Origin of the sequence: Rhodococcus sp. WAY2 (assembly GCF_009859915.1) — a bacterium.
GTDB lineage: Bacteria > Actinomycetota > Actinomycetes > Mycobacteriales > Mycobacteriaceae > Rhodococcus_F > Rhodococcus_F oxybenzonivorans.
The window spans coordinates 2,897,677-2,913,323 of the sequence record NZ_CP046572.1; the positions used below are offsets into that span (position 1 = coordinate 2,897,677).

General features: G+C 66.2%; 14 protein-coding genes. 8 read left to right on the forward strand and 6 right to left on the reverse strand.

The window, feature by feature from the left end; all coding sequences use genetic code 11:
- Positions 1-13 precede the first annotated feature (13 nt).
- From GFS60_RS13470 to GFS60_RS13485, 4 genes are all read right to left on the reverse strand, one after another.
- Complete coding sequence (locus GFS60_RS13470) at positions 14-346, reverse strand: DUF732 domain-containing protein (protein ID WP_236603451.1); 333 nt, start codon at positions 344-346, stop codon at positions 14-16.
- A 50-nt stretch (positions 347-396) separates the two neighbouring features.
- Positions 397-2,679 carry a HelD family protein gene (locus tag GFS60_RS13475; RefSeq protein WP_159921873.1) on the reverse strand — a complete coding sequence of 761 codons (2,283 nt, stop codon included), beginning with the start codon at positions 2,677-2,679 and terminating at the stop codon, positions 397-399.
- Positions 2,680-2,838: 159 nt separating this feature from the next.
- On the reverse strand, positions 2,839-3,777 hold the full coding sequence (locus tag GFS60_RS13480) for a DoxX family protein (RefSeq protein ID WP_159921875.1): 939 nt from the start codon (positions 3,775-3,777) through the stop codon (positions 2,839-2,841).
- A gap of 125 nt (positions 3,778-3,902) precedes the next feature.
- Positions 3,903-4,592, reverse strand: a complete 690-nt coding sequence (locus tag GFS60_RS13485; protein ID WP_159921877.1) for an MBL fold metallo-hydrolase — start codon at positions 4,590-4,592, stop codon at positions 3,903-3,905.
- 152 nt (positions 4,593-4,744) lie between these two features.
- On the opposite strand from GFS60_RS13485, the gene uvrA reads away from it, so the two are divergent.
- The gene (gene uvrA / locus GFS60_RS13490; protein WP_201453567.1) at positions 4,745-7,765 is read left to right on the forward strand and encodes an excinuclease ABC subunit UvrA; all 3,021 of its coding nucleotides are present in this window, start codon (positions 4,745-4,747) and stop codon (positions 7,763-7,765) included.
- A gap of 6 nt (positions 7,766-7,771) precedes the next feature.
- Here uvrA and GFS60_RS13495 read toward each other — a convergent pair whose 3' ends face one another.
- On the reverse strand, positions 7,772-8,506 hold the full coding sequence (locus tag GFS60_RS13495) for an alpha/beta fold hydrolase (RefSeq protein WP_159921879.1): 735 nt from the start codon (positions 8,504-8,506) through the stop codon (positions 7,772-7,774).
- An 11-nt stretch (positions 8,507-8,517) separates the two neighbouring features.
- Complete coding sequence (locus GFS60_RS13500; protein ID WP_230990166.1) at positions 8,518-8,904, reverse strand: DUF1844 domain-containing protein; 387 nt, start codon at positions 8,902-8,904, stop codon at positions 8,518-8,520.
- A gap of 375 nt (positions 8,905-9,279) precedes the next feature.
- On the opposite strand from GFS60_RS13500, the gene infC reads away from it, so the two are divergent.
- From infC to GFS60_RS13535, 7 genes are all read left to right on the forward strand, one after another.
- A complete protein-coding gene (infC, locus tag GFS60_RS13505; RefSeq protein ID WP_159927154.1) occupies positions 9,280-9,921 on the forward strand; it encodes a translation initiation factor IF-3 in 642 nt (213 codons plus the stop codon).
- A 59-nt stretch (positions 9,922-9,980) separates the two neighbouring features.
- Positions 9,981-10,175: a 50S ribosomal protein L35 gene (rpmI, locus tag GFS60_RS13510; RefSeq protein ID WP_109329424.1), complete on the forward strand. Its 195-nt coding sequence runs from the start codon at positions 9,981-9,983 to the stop codon at positions 10,173-10,175.
- Between the two features lie 64 nt (positions 10,176-10,239).
- On the forward strand, positions 10,240-10,629 hold the full coding sequence (gene rplT / locus GFS60_RS13515; RefSeq protein WP_005247385.1) for a 50S ribosomal protein L20: 390 nt from the start codon (positions 10,240-10,242) through the stop codon (positions 10,627-10,629).
- Positions 10,630-10,667: 38 nt separating this feature from the next.
- Positions 10,668-11,477 carry a TrmH family RNA methyltransferase gene (locus GFS60_RS13520; RefSeq protein WP_159921881.1) on the forward strand — a complete coding sequence of 270 codons (810 nt, stop codon included), beginning with the start codon at positions 10,668-10,670 and terminating at the stop codon, positions 11,475-11,477.
- Positions 11,478-11,569: 92 nt separating this feature from the next.
- Positions 11,570-12,640 (forward strand): phenylalanine--tRNA ligase subunit alpha, encoded by a 1,071-nt coding sequence (gene pheS, locus GFS60_RS13525; RefSeq protein ID WP_159921883.1) that lies wholly within the window; start codon positions 11,570-11,572, stop codon positions 12,638-12,640.
- A gap of 62 nt (positions 12,641-12,702) precedes the next feature.
- Positions 12,703-15,189, forward strand: a complete 2,487-nt coding sequence (gene pheT / locus GFS60_RS13530; protein WP_159921885.1) for a phenylalanine--tRNA ligase subunit beta — start codon at positions 12,703-12,705, stop codon at positions 15,187-15,189.
- Between the two features lie 44 nt (positions 15,190-15,233).
- Positions 15,234-15,632: a hypothetical protein gene (locus GFS60_RS13535; protein WP_159921887.1), complete on the forward strand. Its 399-nt coding sequence runs from the start codon at positions 15,234-15,236 to the stop codon at positions 15,630-15,632.
- Positions 15,633-15,647 lie beyond the last annotated feature (15 nt).

Consider the following 15,647-nt stretch of genomic DNA (forward strand, 5'->3'; position numbering starts at 1 on the left):
GGCGCCTGATCAGTCAGCAGTAATTCGCCTCGGCCGCATCGAGGAATACCCGCGCCACCTGCTCGGTGGTCAGGTGCGTATCCGATGCGGCCGAGGCGAACTGCGCCATCGGCGTCAAGTGCTCCATGATGGTCGCCTCATCGGTTCCCCGGGACAGCTGCCCGCAGACGCCGTTGGCGATGGCCATGACGGTGTCCGCCGGCATGGCGGGGAGTCCAGCATCGACCAATGTCTGCTGATACCGCAATCCACGGGCGTCGAGGCTGCTGGACGCAGTTGTCGTCGCTGCCGGGCTTGCCGACGTGTCGTCGGCGGCAGTGGCCTGGGAGCAGGCGCTGAATGCCACAGTTCCGAGGGCACAGGCGCACCAGATCAGCAAGCTCCGCCCGAACGACGTCACGACGGGTTCGCCGCCGTTGCGGGTGTCAGATCGGACAACGCCGCGGGCAGGGGCCGCGCGTGGACCACCCCGAGACGCTGAGTGGCGCGGGTGAGCGCGACGTAGAGGTCGTTCATTCCCCGCGGCGACTCGTCGACGATGCTCTGCGGTTCGACGATCAGCACCGAGTCGAACTCCAGGCCCTTGGCATCCTTCACGGTCAGGACGCTCACCGAATCGGAGCGAAGATCCGCGAGGGCCGACACGAGGCCGTGATCCCCGATCACGGCCGTGGTGCCAGGGCCGGTTTCCTCTGCCACACAAGCGCGGACCGTGTCCGTCACATCCGACGTGGCCACGTTTCGGGACCACGGCACGAAGCCGGATTCCCGGACCGAGCGCGGTACCGTCTGCTCGGTATCGATCTCGGCGAGCACCCGGCGCGCCGTTGTCATGATCTCTGCCGGGGTGCGGTAATTGACTGTCAGCTCCGTCAGCTTCCAGCGTTGGGCAACGTACGGTTCCAATATCCGCTGCCAAGAGGATGTTCCGGCGGGGTCACCTGTTTGGGCGGTGTCACCGACCAGGGTCATCCATCGATTCGGGATGCGACGCATCAGCATGCGCCAAGCCATCTCGGACAGCTCCTGTGCCTCGTCGACGATCACGTGTCCGTAGGTCCAGGTGCGGTCACCGGCCGCACGCTCGGCCGTCGTCTGGTGTGCTCCCACGTCGTGTCTCTCGGCGAGCTGGCTCGCGTCGATGAGGTCGTAGGCCATGAGGATTTCGGGATCCAACTCGTCTTCGAGATCCTGGGGCGCAGAACCGGTGAGAATGTCGAGTGCGCCCTGCGCATCGGCGATCTGAGCCCGCCACTGCCGCCGCGCCCGTTCCCGTTCGGCGGCGTCGTCCACTCCGAGGAGTTCGGCGAGTTCGTCCAGTAGCGGTGCGTCGGCCGCACTGAACCCTCCGGACTCGGTGCGGTGCAATGCGGCGCGTTGAGTCTCGGTCAACTGTGGCGCGGCGTCGGCCAGTCGCTTCGGCGAGGCGAACAGCTCTGCGAGGACCCGCTGCGGAGTCAGCTCCGGCCACAGAGCGCTGATCGCGCTCATGATGTCCGGGTCTTCACGCATCTCATCGCGCATGTCGGCGATGTCCTCCCGGCTGAGGAGGTTGCCGCCGTCGACGACGTTGGCGCCGAGCGTGTCGGCGAGTTGCTGGGCGAGGGCGTCGATCACCGCCGACACGAAGATCGGCCGGGCCAGGTTGTGGGGACGCCGCGACGACCGCGCCCGGCCACGGGCACGCGTGACCACCTTGCGATCCAACGTGATTCGGTAGGTGTCGAAGGTCAGCTCGATCGGCCGCGCCGGCACCTCCTGCCTGTCCCGGACCGCCTTCTTCAGCACATCGAGGATGTCGAGGGAGCCCTTGATCGTTCCGGCCTCGAGACTGTCCTCGCGCGTGGCACGGACACCGGGGTAGAGGTCGCCGATAGTGGAGAGCAGCACGCCCGTCTCACCGAGCGACGGCAGGACCTGGCCGATGTAGTCGAGGAACGTGGCGTTCGGGCCGATGATGAGGACACCGGCTTTCGCGAGCTGCTGACGGTAGGTGTACAGAAGGTAGGCGGCGCGATGTAGGGCCACAGCGGTCTTTCCCGTACCGGGACCGCCCTGCACCACGAGCACGCTCTTGTGCTCGGACCTGATGATGGCGTCCTGCTCACCCTGGATGGTCTCGACGATGTCGTTCATCTGCCCGGTGCGGGCAGCGTTCAATGCGGCCAGCAGGGCGCTCTCACCCGCGACACCGTCGGAACCGGTGACGGTCCCGGCGGCCTCCGCGGCCGCGAGATCCAAGTACTCGTCGTTGACCGCCGTCACGCGTCTGCTTCGCGTACGGATGTGGCGGCGTCGCGTCACACCATCGGGTGCGGCGGGGGTCGCGAGGTAGAACGGGCGCGCCAGAGGCGCACGCCAATCGAGCAGCATGGTCTCGTAGTCGTTTTCCTCGTCCAGGATGCCGAGACGCCCGATGTAACGGTGCTCTCCATCCAGATCGATCTTTCCGAAGCAGAGGCCGTTTTCGGCGGCGTCATACTTGGCGAGGTCCTCGGTGTAGAGCTGGTTGAACGATTCGCGCTCACTGCGTGCCTGGGGGGTACCGCCGGTCTCGAGCAGAACACGGCTCAACCGGGTGGCCGCATAGTCGCGAAGCCCGTCCAGTCGGTGGTAGAGCATCGTCACGTACTGCTGCTCGAGCTCGCGCTCGTCGCGTGACGTGTCCTGGTCGGGCAAGAGGTCTCCTTGACTGGTTCGGCTGCAGATCCGGCGCGGCTGCAAAAGTGCCTGGACAGTCTAGTCGGCCCCGGAGTGCTCCCGCCGATGTCGCAGGTCAGGGCATTCTCCGGGGCCGATCAGATGGTCTGCGGCGGGCGTCGACGCCGCAGAATGACGTCAGTGCGTCAGATCGATCTTCTTGGCGCGCGCCTTCTCCAACGCGAGCTCCGCCTTCTCGCGGGCGATTTCGGCCTGCTTACGGGCGATTTCCGCCTGCTTGCGGGCGGCCTTGCCCGCAACCTCGCTTCGTTCTACGGCCACCGTTGCCAAGTCGGCACCCTTCTCCCGAGCGAGTTCGGCCAGCACAGGGCCGCGGTCCTTGGCGACATCCACCCACTCCGCGCCGCGGTCCTTGGCGACGTCGACCCACTCCGCGCCGCGGTCCTTGGCGACGTCCACCCACTCCGCGCCGCGGTCCGCCGCGACCTTCGCGATGGGCGTCACACGTTCCTTGGCGATCTCCAGCAGGTCGGAACCGCGCTCCGCGGCTTCACCGGAAAGCACCCTGGCCCGCTCCGCCGCCGCGGCCAGAGCCTCGGCGATCTCAGGTCCGTGATGATCGTCGCTCGATCCGAGTGGAAGCGCAGCCGCCACACTGGCCTGGGCTGCTCGTGCGGCGCGGCGCCCACGCCACCCCAGCGACGGCTTGCCTTCCGTGTCGACTGCGGCGATCAGCAGACCACCGAGCAAACTGACGTTCTTGAGGAACTGGGTGCGCTGGGCAGCTTTCGCGGCCGGATCGGTCTCGTTCCAGAAGGCGTGGCCCGCCACCGTCGTGGGAATCAGGCTTCCGGCCAGCGCCAGGGACGCGAGACGAGGCGCCTTGCCCGTGGCGAGCAGAACACCACCGCCGATCTGCACGGCTGCGTTGATCTTGATCAGCGTCTCCGGGTCGGACGGGATCTTCTGTGTGACGGACTCAGGAAGCGTTTCGGTTGACTTGTCGATCAGCGGTCCTGCGGCCTGGGCCCTCGGTGCCGGATTTCGGAGTGCATCGATCCCTCCGCTGATGAACACGGCCGACAGCAGTGGGCGAGCGATACGACGGACAAGCATTCCTAGCCTCCCAATCATCGAGTTTCTCCCGTCTCACACTAACGAGAGTTCGAGGCAGCCGTCCCGAGTACGACAGTCTTGTACTTCCGACCGGCTGCCCCTTCCCCAGTACCCAGTCGGGCGGTTCACCAACCGCGGTCGCGCCACTCGCCGAGGTGCGGACGCTCGGTACCGAGGGTGGTGTCGTCGCCGTGACCGGGGTAGACGACGGTGTCGTCGGGATAGCGAGCGAACAACTTCTGCTCCACATCGTTCAGCAACGACGCGAACATGTCCGCATCAGCGGTTTTGCCGACTCCGCCGGGGAAGAGTGAGTCGCCGGTGAACAGGTGAGTGCGTCCATTGCCCGCCTCCGCGAACGCCAGTGCGATCGAACCGGGGGTGTGACCCGCGAGGTGGATCACGTCGAAGGTGACCTCACCGATGGACAGGGTGTCGCCGTCGTCGAGGAGACGGTCGGGCCGGACCGGCAGTGCTTCCGCATCGAGGGGATGGGCGGCCGTGGGTACTCCGGTCGCGGTAGTGACCGCTTCGAGGGCGAGCCAGTGGTCACCGTGCTGGTGGGTCGTCACGATCAGTTCGAGGGAGGGTGCGTGTTCGCGGATCAACTGTTCGAGCCGTTCGGCCTCGTTGGCGGCGTCGATCAGGACCGATTTTCCGGTCGCGGAACAGACGACCAGGTACACGTTGTTGTCCATGGGGCCGACGGACATCTTCGTGATCGTGGCTCCGGGAACGGTCCGGCGTCGAGGCGCCGAGCCGGGGGAGACGTGGCCGGTATACGAGTCTTCTATCACCATGGGCTGCTCGGTCATGGTGGGGAGGCTACCGTCGAATACAGGCAGGTGAGTGGCAGGCGGCCATCCGTCCGGCAGAAACGTGTCGGTGGCCGCGCTTACCATGACACGGCTGGAGGACCCGACGAACGCGCAGCGTCCTCGGCCGTCGAACAATGAAGGGAATTGGAGTGGCGGATCGCCTTATCGTGCGGGGTGCCCGTGAGCACAATCTGCGAGGGGTCGATCTCGATCTACCCCGCGACAGCCTGATCGTGTTCACCGGCTTGTCGGGCTCTGGTAAGTCGAGCCTGGCGTTCGACACGATCTTCGCCGAGGGTCAGCGACGCTATGTCGAGTCGCTGTCGGCATACGCACGCCAGTTCCTCGGTCAGATGGACAAGCCGGACGTCGACTTCATCGAGGGCTTGTCGCCCGCGGTGTCCATCGACCAGAAGTCGACCAACCGGAACCCGCGTTCCACCGTGGGCACGATCACCGAGGTCTACGACTACCTTCGACTCCTCTACGCGCGGGCAGGCACGGCTCACTGCCCGGTGTGTGGTGAGCAGATCGCCCGGCAGACGCCGCAGCAGATCGTCGACCAGGTGCTCGACATGGAAGAGGGCATCCGCTTTCAGGTACTCGCTCCGGTGGTCCGCACCCGCAAGGGTGAGTTCGTCGACCTCTTCGATCAACTGAACGTCCAGGGTTATTCGCGTGTGCGGGTAGACGGGGTGGTGTATCCGCTCACCGATCCGCCGAAGCTGAAGAAGCAGGAAAAGCACGATATCGAGGTGGTCGTCGACCGTCTCACCGTCAAGGCCAGTTCCAAGCAGCGCCTCACCGATTCCGTCGAGACGGCACTGCGGCTCGCCGAAGGCATCGTCGTGCTCGACTTCGTCGATCGCGAAGAAAATGCCGCCGATCGTGAACGCCGTTTTTCGGAGAAGCTCGCATGCCCCAACGGCCATGCCCTGTCCATCGACGACCTCGAGCCGCGTTCCTTCTCGTTCAACTCCCCGTACGGTGCCTGCCCGGAATGCACCGGTCTCGGCATCCGCAAGGAAGTCGACCCCGACCTTGTCGTGCCGGACCCCGAGTTGTCTCTCGAGGACGGTGCCATCGCACCCTGGTCGATGGGGCAGAGTTCCGAGTACTTCGGACGGCTGTTGTCCGGCTTGGGAGACATCCTCGGCTTCGATATGAAGACGCCGTGGAACAAGCTTCCGGCGAAGGCGCGCCGAGCCATCCTCGAGGGTAGCGAGGAGCAGGTGCACGTCCGGTACAAGAACCGGTACGGGCGTACCCGTTCGTACTACGCCGAGTTCGAAGGGGTCATGCCCTTCCTGCACCGCCGCCTCGACCAGACCGAGTCGGATCAGATGAAGGAGCGGTACGACGGCTATATGCGCGACACACCGTGTCCCGCGTGTGCCGGCGCACGCCTGCGTCCGGAAATTCTCTCCGTCACCATTGCGAGCGAGAAGTTCGGCAAGAAGTCGATCGCTGAAGTGTGTGAGCTGTCGATCTCCGATTGTGCCGATTTCCTCAACAGCCTGACATTGGGCAGTCGTGAGGAAGCAATCGCCGGTCAGGTGCTGAAGGAAGTTCAGGCCCGTCTCGGATTCCTCCTCGACGTCGGACTCGAATACCTGTCCCTCGCGCGTGCCGCAGGCACGCTGTCCGGTGGTGAAGCGCAGCGCATCCGGCTAGCGACGCAGATCGGCTCCGGCCTGGTGGGTGTGCTGTACGTGCTGGACGAGCCGTCCATCGGCCTGCATCAGCGCGACAACCGTCGACTCATCGAGACCCTTACGCGTCTGCGGGACCTCGGCAACACTCTCATCGTGGTCGAGCACGACGAGGACACCATCCGGACCTCGGACTGGGTCGTCGACATCGGCCCGCTCGCCGGTGAACACGGAGGCAAGGTCGTCCACAGTGGCCCGTACGAGGAACTGCTCGAGTGCGAGGAGTCGCTGACCGGCGCCTACCTGTCGGGCCGCAGCCACATAGAGGTTCCGGCCATTCGGCGTCCCGTGGACCGCAAACGCCAGGTCACCGTCATCGGCGCGCGGGAACACAACCTCGGCGGTATCGATGTGAGCTTCCCGCTGGGTGTGCTCACGGCGGTCACCGGTGTCTCCGGCTCCGGCAAGTCGACACTCGTCAACGACATTCTTGCCACCGTCATGGCCAACAAACTCAACGGTGCGCGGCAGGTGCCCGGTCGTCACACCCGCATCAACGGGCTCGATCAGCTCGACAAGCTGGTGCAGGTCGACCAGTCGCCGATCGGACGCACACCGCGATCGAACGCGGCCACGTACACCGGCGTGTTCGACAAGATCCGCACTCTGTTCGCGTCCACGACCGAAGCGAAAGTGCGCGGATACCAGCCCGGCAGATTCTCGTTCAACGTCAAGGGCGGTCGGTGCGAGGCATGCTCCGGCGACGGCACCCTGAAGATCGAAATGAACTTCCTGCCCGACGTCTACGTTCCGTGCGAGGTGTGCCACGGCGCGCGGTACAACCGGGAGACCCTCGAAGTGCACTACAAGGGCAAGACCATCGCCGAAGTGCTCGACATGCCCATCGAGGAAGCCGCGGACTTCTTCCAGCCGATCACCTCGATCCATCGCTACTTGAAGACGCTGGTGGAGGTCGGACTCGGGTATGTGCGCCTCGGTCAGCCGGCACCCACGTTGTCCGGGGGTGAGGCGCAGCGCGTGAAGCTCGCCGCGGAACTGCAGAAGCGGTCGACGGGGCGCACGGTGTACATCCTCGACGAGCCCACGACTGGTCTGCACTTCGAGGACATCCGCAAGCTGCTCGGGGTCGTCAACGGGTTGGTCGACAAGGGCAACACCGTCATCGTCATCGAGCACAATCTCGACGTGATCAAGACGTCCGACTGGGTGGTCGACATGGGACCGGAAGGTGGATCCGGCGGGGGAACGGTGGTGGCCCAGGGCACCCCGGAAGAGGTGGCTCAGGTCCCCGAGAGCTACACCGGAAAGTTCCTCGACAGCGTTCTCGCGGTGACACCTGCGCAGAAGAAGAAGCCGGCCAGAGCGGGCAAGTCGGCGAAAGCTGCTTCGGCGAAATCCCCGGCCTCGCCGAAGGCCGGTTCCGCGAAAGCCACCACTGCGGTGAAGTCGGTGACGTCGCGGAAGCGGGCACCGAAGAACACCGCGGCAGTGGGCTGACGTCGACTATCGAGCGGCGGCCGCGTCGATCTCCTCGGCGAGGTCGGCCGGCCGCGACCACATCGGCCAGTGGCCGGTGGGAAGGTCGACGTAGTCGACGTTTGTGATCCGGCCCAGTTCGGCGGCCATTGGGTGGCCCACGCCGGCCAGCTGTCGGATGGCCTCGGACGGGAAGCTGGTGCAGATCACTGTGGTGGGCACCTCCAGGCGGCGGCTGTTTCTCAGTGCGAACGTGGCCCTGGCGGGCCCTGCGGGTTCGGGCACGGCTCGACTGCGGAATGTCTCGAGCATGGCCTCGTCCAGTCCCTCCAGACTGTTGCCCTCGACTTCCAGCTCCGACCAGCCGGGCAGCGGAAGCTCCGTGGCTGACGGATCGAGGTCGTTCCGCAGGGCTGCGCCGTCCTGAAGAGGACCTGAGTCGACGTAGATGACTCGCGCCAGCGCGTCCGGGATGCGATCAGTCACGGCGTAGGCCACCGGACCTGCACCGCTGTGGGCGACGAGGACTGCCCGCTCCGACGCTGGTGTGGCTGCGACCGCGCCGGCTACCGCTGAGATGTGATCATCGAGGCCTATGCCGCTGCGATCCGTATCGACCGAGTCGAGTCCCGGCAGTGTCACGGCCGTCACATGATGGCCGCGGTCCCGCAGGTCGGCCGCGACCGACTCCCAGGCCCACGCGCCGAGCCAGAAACCGGGAACAAGGACGATGTGCGCCTGCGTGGGAGCGGAAGTTGTCATCGCCTCGCCCCTCAGTACACCGGGCCGGTGTACTTCTCGCCGGGACCCTTGCCGGGTTCGTCGGGATGCGACGAAGCCTCACGGAATGCGCGCTGCAGTGCCTGCAATCCCTCGCGGATGGGTCCGGCGTGCGGTCCGAGGTATTCGATCGAGGCAGTGACCAGGCCGGCGAGTGCGGTGATGACGCGCCGCGCCTCGTCGAGGTCGAGGTGCGGACTGGACTCGGGGTCCGGATCCGACAGGCCGAGCTTTTCGGCCGCCGAACTCATCAGCATGACTGCTGCGCGGCTGATCACCTCGACTGCGGGCACTTCGGCCAGCTCACGCACTTCGGTATTCTGGTCCCCGTTGTCATTCAGGCCACCGCCGGTAAGGGCGTCGTCGGAGTTCTGCGTCATGGTGGAAGAGCTTTCCATCTCGGCGTTCACCCGCAACGCACCGGTGTCGATTAGCCGACGAGGTGCGCAAATGTTACCCTTGACCCAACGACCGCCTTCGGATTTTGTCGGGGGCAGCAAGTGGAGTCCGACTCCCACCTCTGCGCGGCAGTGAAACTGCAGTTCAGTGGTCCGGTCACCTGCTTCGAGGCGTGCCTCGATTCAGGTTCCTCACGCGAGGAGATGGTGGAGCGGCGCAAGCCGTGAGATTGTCTGATCGGTCGACATCGGGCCCCGCATGGTGAATTCTCACCGCAGCGGGGCTTTTTTGTTGGGAATCCGGGCGTACGGGCTGCTGGCGGTCTCGAGACCAGACCGTTCAACCTAGGAGGCCCCATCAGCACTGAGACCCGCATCAACGATCGCATCCGAGTTCCCGAGGTCCGCCTCGTCGGACCCGGAGGTGAACAGGTTGGCATCGTGCGTGTTGAAGATGCACTCCGCTTGGCCCTCGAGGCCGATCTCGACCTGGTCGAGGTGGCCCCCGACGCTCGCCCGCCGGTCTGCAAGATCATGGACTACGGCAAGTTCAAGTACGAGGCAGCGCAGAAGGCGCGTGAGTCGCGGAAGAACCAGCAGCTCACGGTCATCAAGGAGCAGAAGCTCCGTCCGAAGATCGACGATCACGACTACGAGACCAAGAAGCGGAATGTCGTTCGCTTCCTCGAGGCCGGGTCCAAGGTCAAGGTCACCATCATGTTCCGTGGACGTGAGCAGTCGCGGCCGGAACTCGGCTTCCGGTTGCTGCAGCGTCTCGGTGCAGACGTTGCCGATCTCGGGTTCGTCGAGACGTCCGCCAAGCAGGACGGCCGGAACATGACGATGGTGCTCGCTCCGCACAAGGGCGCGAAGACACGCGTCAAGGCGCAGGAAAGCGCAGCAGCGCCTCCGGCTCAGCGTGCAGTTCCGGCGCCGGCCGAACAGGCGCCGTCGGAGCCGGCGGGCGGAAGTGCGCCCGGCGAAGCGCCCACCAGCTAGTCCGACTCCACCAGCACGATCCGGATGTTCAGATCCGGAAACACAGAACTGAGGACTCCATGCCCAAGTCGAAGACCCACAGCGGCACCGCGAAGCGATTCAAGGTGTCCGGCACCGGAAAGATCCTGCGCCAGAAGGCCGGTCGCCGCCACTTGCTCGAGCACAAGCCCACCAAGGTGACTCGTCGCCTCGATGGCACGGCTGTCGTCAGCAAGGCTGACACCCCGCGCATCAAGCGCCTGCTCGACATCTGAGTCGACACCCCTTTTACTGACCACCCGGGGCAGCTAGCCGCCCCAAGATTGACAGGATTTTTCAGTGGCACGCGTAAAGAGGGCGGTAAACGCCCAGAAGAAGCGTCGTTCGATTCTCGAAGCCTCCAGCGGCTACCGCGGACAGCGCTCACGTCTGTACCGCAAGGCCAAGGAACAGCAGCTCCACTCGCTGACCTACGCCTACCGTGACCGTCGTGCGCGCAAGGGCGACTTCCGCAAGCTGTGGATCACGCGTATCAACGCTGCTGCACGTGCGAACGACATCACGTACAACCGTCTGATCCAGGGTCTGCGTCTTGCCGAGATCGAGGTGGACCGTAAGAACCTGGCCGAGCTCGCCGTGTCGGACGCCGCTGCGTTCGCCGGTCTCGTGGCTCTCGCCAAGGCAGCGCTCCCGGCTGATGTGAACGCTCCGGCCGGAGAAGCAGCCTGAGTCTCGCACCCCGCAGTTCAGCAGACCGGAAACGACCCGTGGACCCGCTCACCGAGCGCACCCCGCGGGTCGTTTCTGCTGTGAAGCTCCTGCGTACGGCGGAACGGCGCAAGGCAGGGCGCTTCCTCGTGGAGGGGGAGAACGCGGTGGGGGAGGCGCTGGGTACCCGCGCCGTGCACGATCTGTTCTACACCGAGGACGCGCTGCAGCGGTACGCCGAGTTGATCGGCCGGGCCGAGACCATCGGAGTTCGGACGTCGCTGGTGACGGACCGGGCGGTGCGTGGTCTCAGCGACACGGTCACTCCACCCGGACTGGTCGCCGTCTGTGACCTCCTCGACGTTCCGCTGTCGGAGGCGGTGGGTCCAGGCACGCGGCTACTCGCGGTCCCGGTCGCGGTGGCAGAACCGGGCAATGCAGGGACAGTTATCCGGGTAGCCGATGCGGTGGGTGCAGACGCTGCCATTCTGGCGGGCGACAGCGTCGACCCGCACAACGGGAAGTGCGTTCGCGCGTCCGCGGGCAGCTTGTTCCATCTTCCGCTGGTGCGTGAACGGAATACGGCTCTTGTTCTGGACGCGATCAGCGCGGCAGGCATTCAGTTGCTGGCCACCGCGGCGGACGGTGAAGTAGACCTCGACGACGCCGACGACCTGTTGTCGCGCCCGACGGCGTGGTTGTTCGGGAACGAGGCCCACGGCCTCGACGTGCACGTGGCGGCGAGGGCGGATCACCGGGTGCGCATCCCGATCCACGGCCGTGCCGAGAGCCTGAATCTGGCGACCGCGGCAGCTATCTGCCTGTACTCGAGTGCGCGGGTCCAGAACCGCACGCGAACCGACAGCTGAAACCGAAATTTTCGATCGCATAGGATTCTCCCGAGGAGCCGTTTCGGCTCGTCGAGAGTCTGCCGAGAAGAACTGAAGGAGTGGCACCGGTCGTGGCTAAAAAAGAGGGCGCTGCGTCACCCGAGGTCGATGCGAGTGCGCTCACCGAAGAGGCCTTGACTGCGGCAGCGGAAAACGCCGAGAAAGCATTCTCCGCCGCCGCGAACCTGGACGACCTCGCCAAGGCGAAAGTCGACCACATGGGTGACAAGTCGCCCATCGCCCTCGCTCGCCGTGGACTCGGAGCCCTTCCGGGCAAGGAGAAGGCCGAGGCAGGGAAGCGCGTCAACGTCGCCCGCACCCGGATCAGCGCGGCCTTCGACGATCGGCGCGCCGTGCTGCTGGCCGAACGTGATGCCGCAGTGCTCGTCGCCGAGGCCATCGACGTCACGCTGCCGTCGCAGCGTCAGCCGGTAGGGGCCCGGCACCCGATCAGCATCATCTCCGAACAGGTCGCGGACGTGTTCGTGGGTATGGGCTGGGAGGTCGCCGAAGGCCCGGAAGTAGAAACCGAGCACTTCAACTTCGACGCGCTCAACTTCCTTCCCGACCATCCCGCGCGGACGATGCAGGACACGTTCCACATCGCCCCGGAGGGGTCGCGTCAGGTACTGCGCACGCATACGTCGCCGGTTCAGGTGCGCACGATGCTCTCCCGGGAACTTCCCATCTATGTGGTCTGCCCCGGACGAACCTTCCGCACCGACGAACTCGACGCCACGCACACCCCTGTCTTCAATCAGGTTGAGGGCCTCGCCGTCGACAAGGGCCTCACGATGGCCCACCTGCGGGGCACGCTCGACGCCTTCGCCCGGGCGCTGTTCGGCTCGGACACCCGAACCCGGATGCGTCCCAACTACTTCCCCTTCACGGAACCCTCCGCGGAGGTGGATGTCTGGTTCCCGAACAAGAAGGGCGGCGCCGGTTGGGTCGAGTGGGGTGGCTGCGGGATGGTCAACCCGAACGTGTTGCGCGCCTGCGGGATCGACCCCGACGTGTACAGCGGCTTCGCGTTCGGTATGGGTCTCGAACGCACGCTGCAGTTCCGGAACGGCATCCCGGACATGCGCGACATCGTCGAGGGTGACGTGCGGTTCACGCTGCCCTTCGGCGTCCAGGGCTGAGCGCGATCGCGCCGCATCCGTCCACAGTCACGACATTTCACGAACGAGAGAGCTGAGCAGACGTGCGAGTAGCGCAATCCTGGCTGACCGAGATCCTGCAGCGTGCCACCCCGGGGTGGGGCGTCACCGCGGAGGAGTTGGACGCGGGCTTCGTCCGCGTCGGTCTCGAGGTGGAGGAGGTCGATCGCCTCGAGGCCGTCGACGGCCCGCTCGTCGTCGGCAAGGTTGTCGAGATCACCGAGCTCACCGAGTTCAAGAAGCCCATCCGCTTCTGCAAAGTCGACGTCGGTCGGCCGGAACCGCAGGGCATCGTGTGCGGTGCCCGTAACTTCGCGGAGGGCGATCTGGTGATCGTCGCACTTCCCGGCGCAGTGCTTCCGGGCGGCTTCGCGATTGCGTCCCGCAAGACGTACGGCCAGGTTTCCGACGGAATGATCTGCTCGGTGGCCGAACTCGGCATCGGCAAGGACCACTCGGGAATTCTGGTACTCGAGCCGGGGGCCGCGGCTCCGGGTGCCGACGCGAATGCTCTGCTGGGTCTGGACGACACCATCATCGAGCTGAACATCACGCCGGACCGTGGTTACTGCTTCTCGGTGCGCGGGCTGACCCGTGAACTGGCATGTGGGTTCGATCTCGAGTACCTCGACCCTGCGGTGGTGCCTGCACATCCCGCCGAGGGCGAGGCATGGCCCGTGCGCGTCGACCCCGACACGCAGGCCACCCGGTTCGCCGCACGGCGGGTCACGGGTATCGATCCGACGGCGGCCAGCCCGTGGTGGCTGCAGCGACGACTGTTGCTGTCGGGGGTCCGGCCTATTTCGCCGGCCGTCGACGTCACGAACTACGTGTTGCTCGAGTTGGGTCAGCCACTACACGCGTTCGATGCCGCAAAGATCAGCGGCGACCTCGTGGTGCGCCGAGCGGTGGACGGCGAGAAATTGACCACCCTGGACGAGGTCGAGCGGGTCCTCGACCCCGAGGACGTCGTCATCGCCGACGACTCCGGCGTCATCTCTCTCGCCGGTGTCATGGGTGGAGCGACCACCGAGGTCAACTCCGCGAGCACCGACATCCTCCTCGAAGCGGCCACCTGGAATCCGCTTGCGGTGTTCAAGACGGCACGTCGGCACAAGTTGTCGAGCGAGGCGAGCAAGCGATTCGAGCGCGTGGTCGATCCTCGGATCCCTGTGGCCGCCCTCGACCGCGCGGCGTCGTTACTGGTCGAGATCGCCGGCGGGCGCATCGAGCCGGTCCTCACCGATGTCGGTGGGGTCACCGGCACAGCGCCGATCCGGATGGACATCGACCTGCCGGACCGTGTCGCCGGGGTGACCTACCCGAACGGCACGGCGGCACGCAGGCTGACGCAGATCGGTTGCGACGTCGAAGTCGGCGTCAGCGACGGTGGGCACGGGCAGTTGGTGGCCACCCCGCCGTCGTGGCGGCCCGACCTCGTCCAGCCCGCCGACCTCGTCGAGGAGGTACTGCGCCTCGAGGGGCTGGAGCAGATCCCGTCGGTGCTTCCCGCGGCGCCTGCCGGCCGCGGATTGACACCCGCCCAGCGCCGCAAGCGCGCCGTCGGCCGGGCGCTCGCCTTCTCCGGATACGTCGAGGTGCTTCCGCCGGTATTCCTTCCCGCTGCCGTCTTCGACTCGTGGGGACTGGACCCGGAAGATCCGCGCCGAAACACCGTCAGGGTGCTCAACCCGCTCGAGTCGGATCGCCCGGAGTTGGCGACGACCCTGTTGCCCGGGCTCCTCGAGGTTCTTGCTCGCAACGTCTCCCGCGGCCAGCGCGACCTGTCGCTGTTCGGTATCGCGCAGGTCGTGTTGCCCGGTCCCGACACGAAGCAGGTCGGTGTCCTCCCGGTCGATCGCCGGCCGACGGACGACGAGATCGCCGAGTTGCTGCAGTCGCTGCCGGCGCAGCCGGTACACGTCGGAGCCGTGCTCACCGGGATGCGCGAACCGAGCGGACCCTGGGGCCCGGGTCGCCCCGCCGAAGCGAGTGATGCATTCGCTGCCGCTCGCGCAGTCGCGTCCGCAGCAGGAGTCGAACTCGAGTTCCGCGCGACGCAGTATCTACCGTGGCACCCGGGACGCGGCGCGGAGTTGTTGCTCGACGGGGTCGTCGTCGGGCATGCCGGTGAGCTTCACCCCGCTGTCCTCGAACGGGCAGGGTTGCCGCCGCGCACGTGCGCTGTCGAAATCGACCTCGACGCCCTTCCGCTCGTGGAGAATCTCCCCGCCCCGAAGGTGTCGCCCTTCCCTGCTGTGCTGCAGGACGTCGCGGTCGTCGTCGATGCCACCGTGCCCGCGGCCACCGTGCAAGAGGCTCTGCGTTCGGGTGGCGGTGAACTTCTCGAGGACATCCGTCTCTTCGACGTCTTCGAGGGGGACCAGGTCGGGCCCGGACGGAAGTCGCTCGCCTTCGCGCTCCGGTTCCGCGGAGCGGACCGCACGCTGACCGAGGACGAGGCGAGTGCAGCCCGCGACGCTGCGGTCGCGGCCGCCGCAGCCTCGGTGGGTGCCGAATTGCGCAGCTGACCCGTAGCCTGGGAACCACAGCGGGGGCGTGAGGAGCGGGACAGATGGCCGAAGTGCGCGACATCGTAGCAGCGGCGAGTGAGCTGACCGACGCCGAGTTCCTCGCGGTGGTGCGGGCAGTCGCCGCCGGTCGCCCCGGCCTCGGGGCACTCCTCGCCGCCGTCGACGTCGGAAGCGCGGTCCCGACGGAAGACCCCGTCACCGCGGAGATCGTCCCGGACACCACTCCGCGGTTGCCCGAGCCCGACTACACCGCGGGGGGCGTCCCGACGTTCGATCGTGTGCGGGATCGGATCGAGGAGCGGGTCGGTACGGCGATCGGGTCGGCGGAATTGGCGCACGAAAGCCCGTCCGGCCGATCGGTGGACGAACAGTGGGAAGCGCGGAAGAAAGCCGGCAAGGCCAAACTGGATGAGATCAGGCGGTCACTCGGCAAGCAGTGACCGACCACGGCTCGG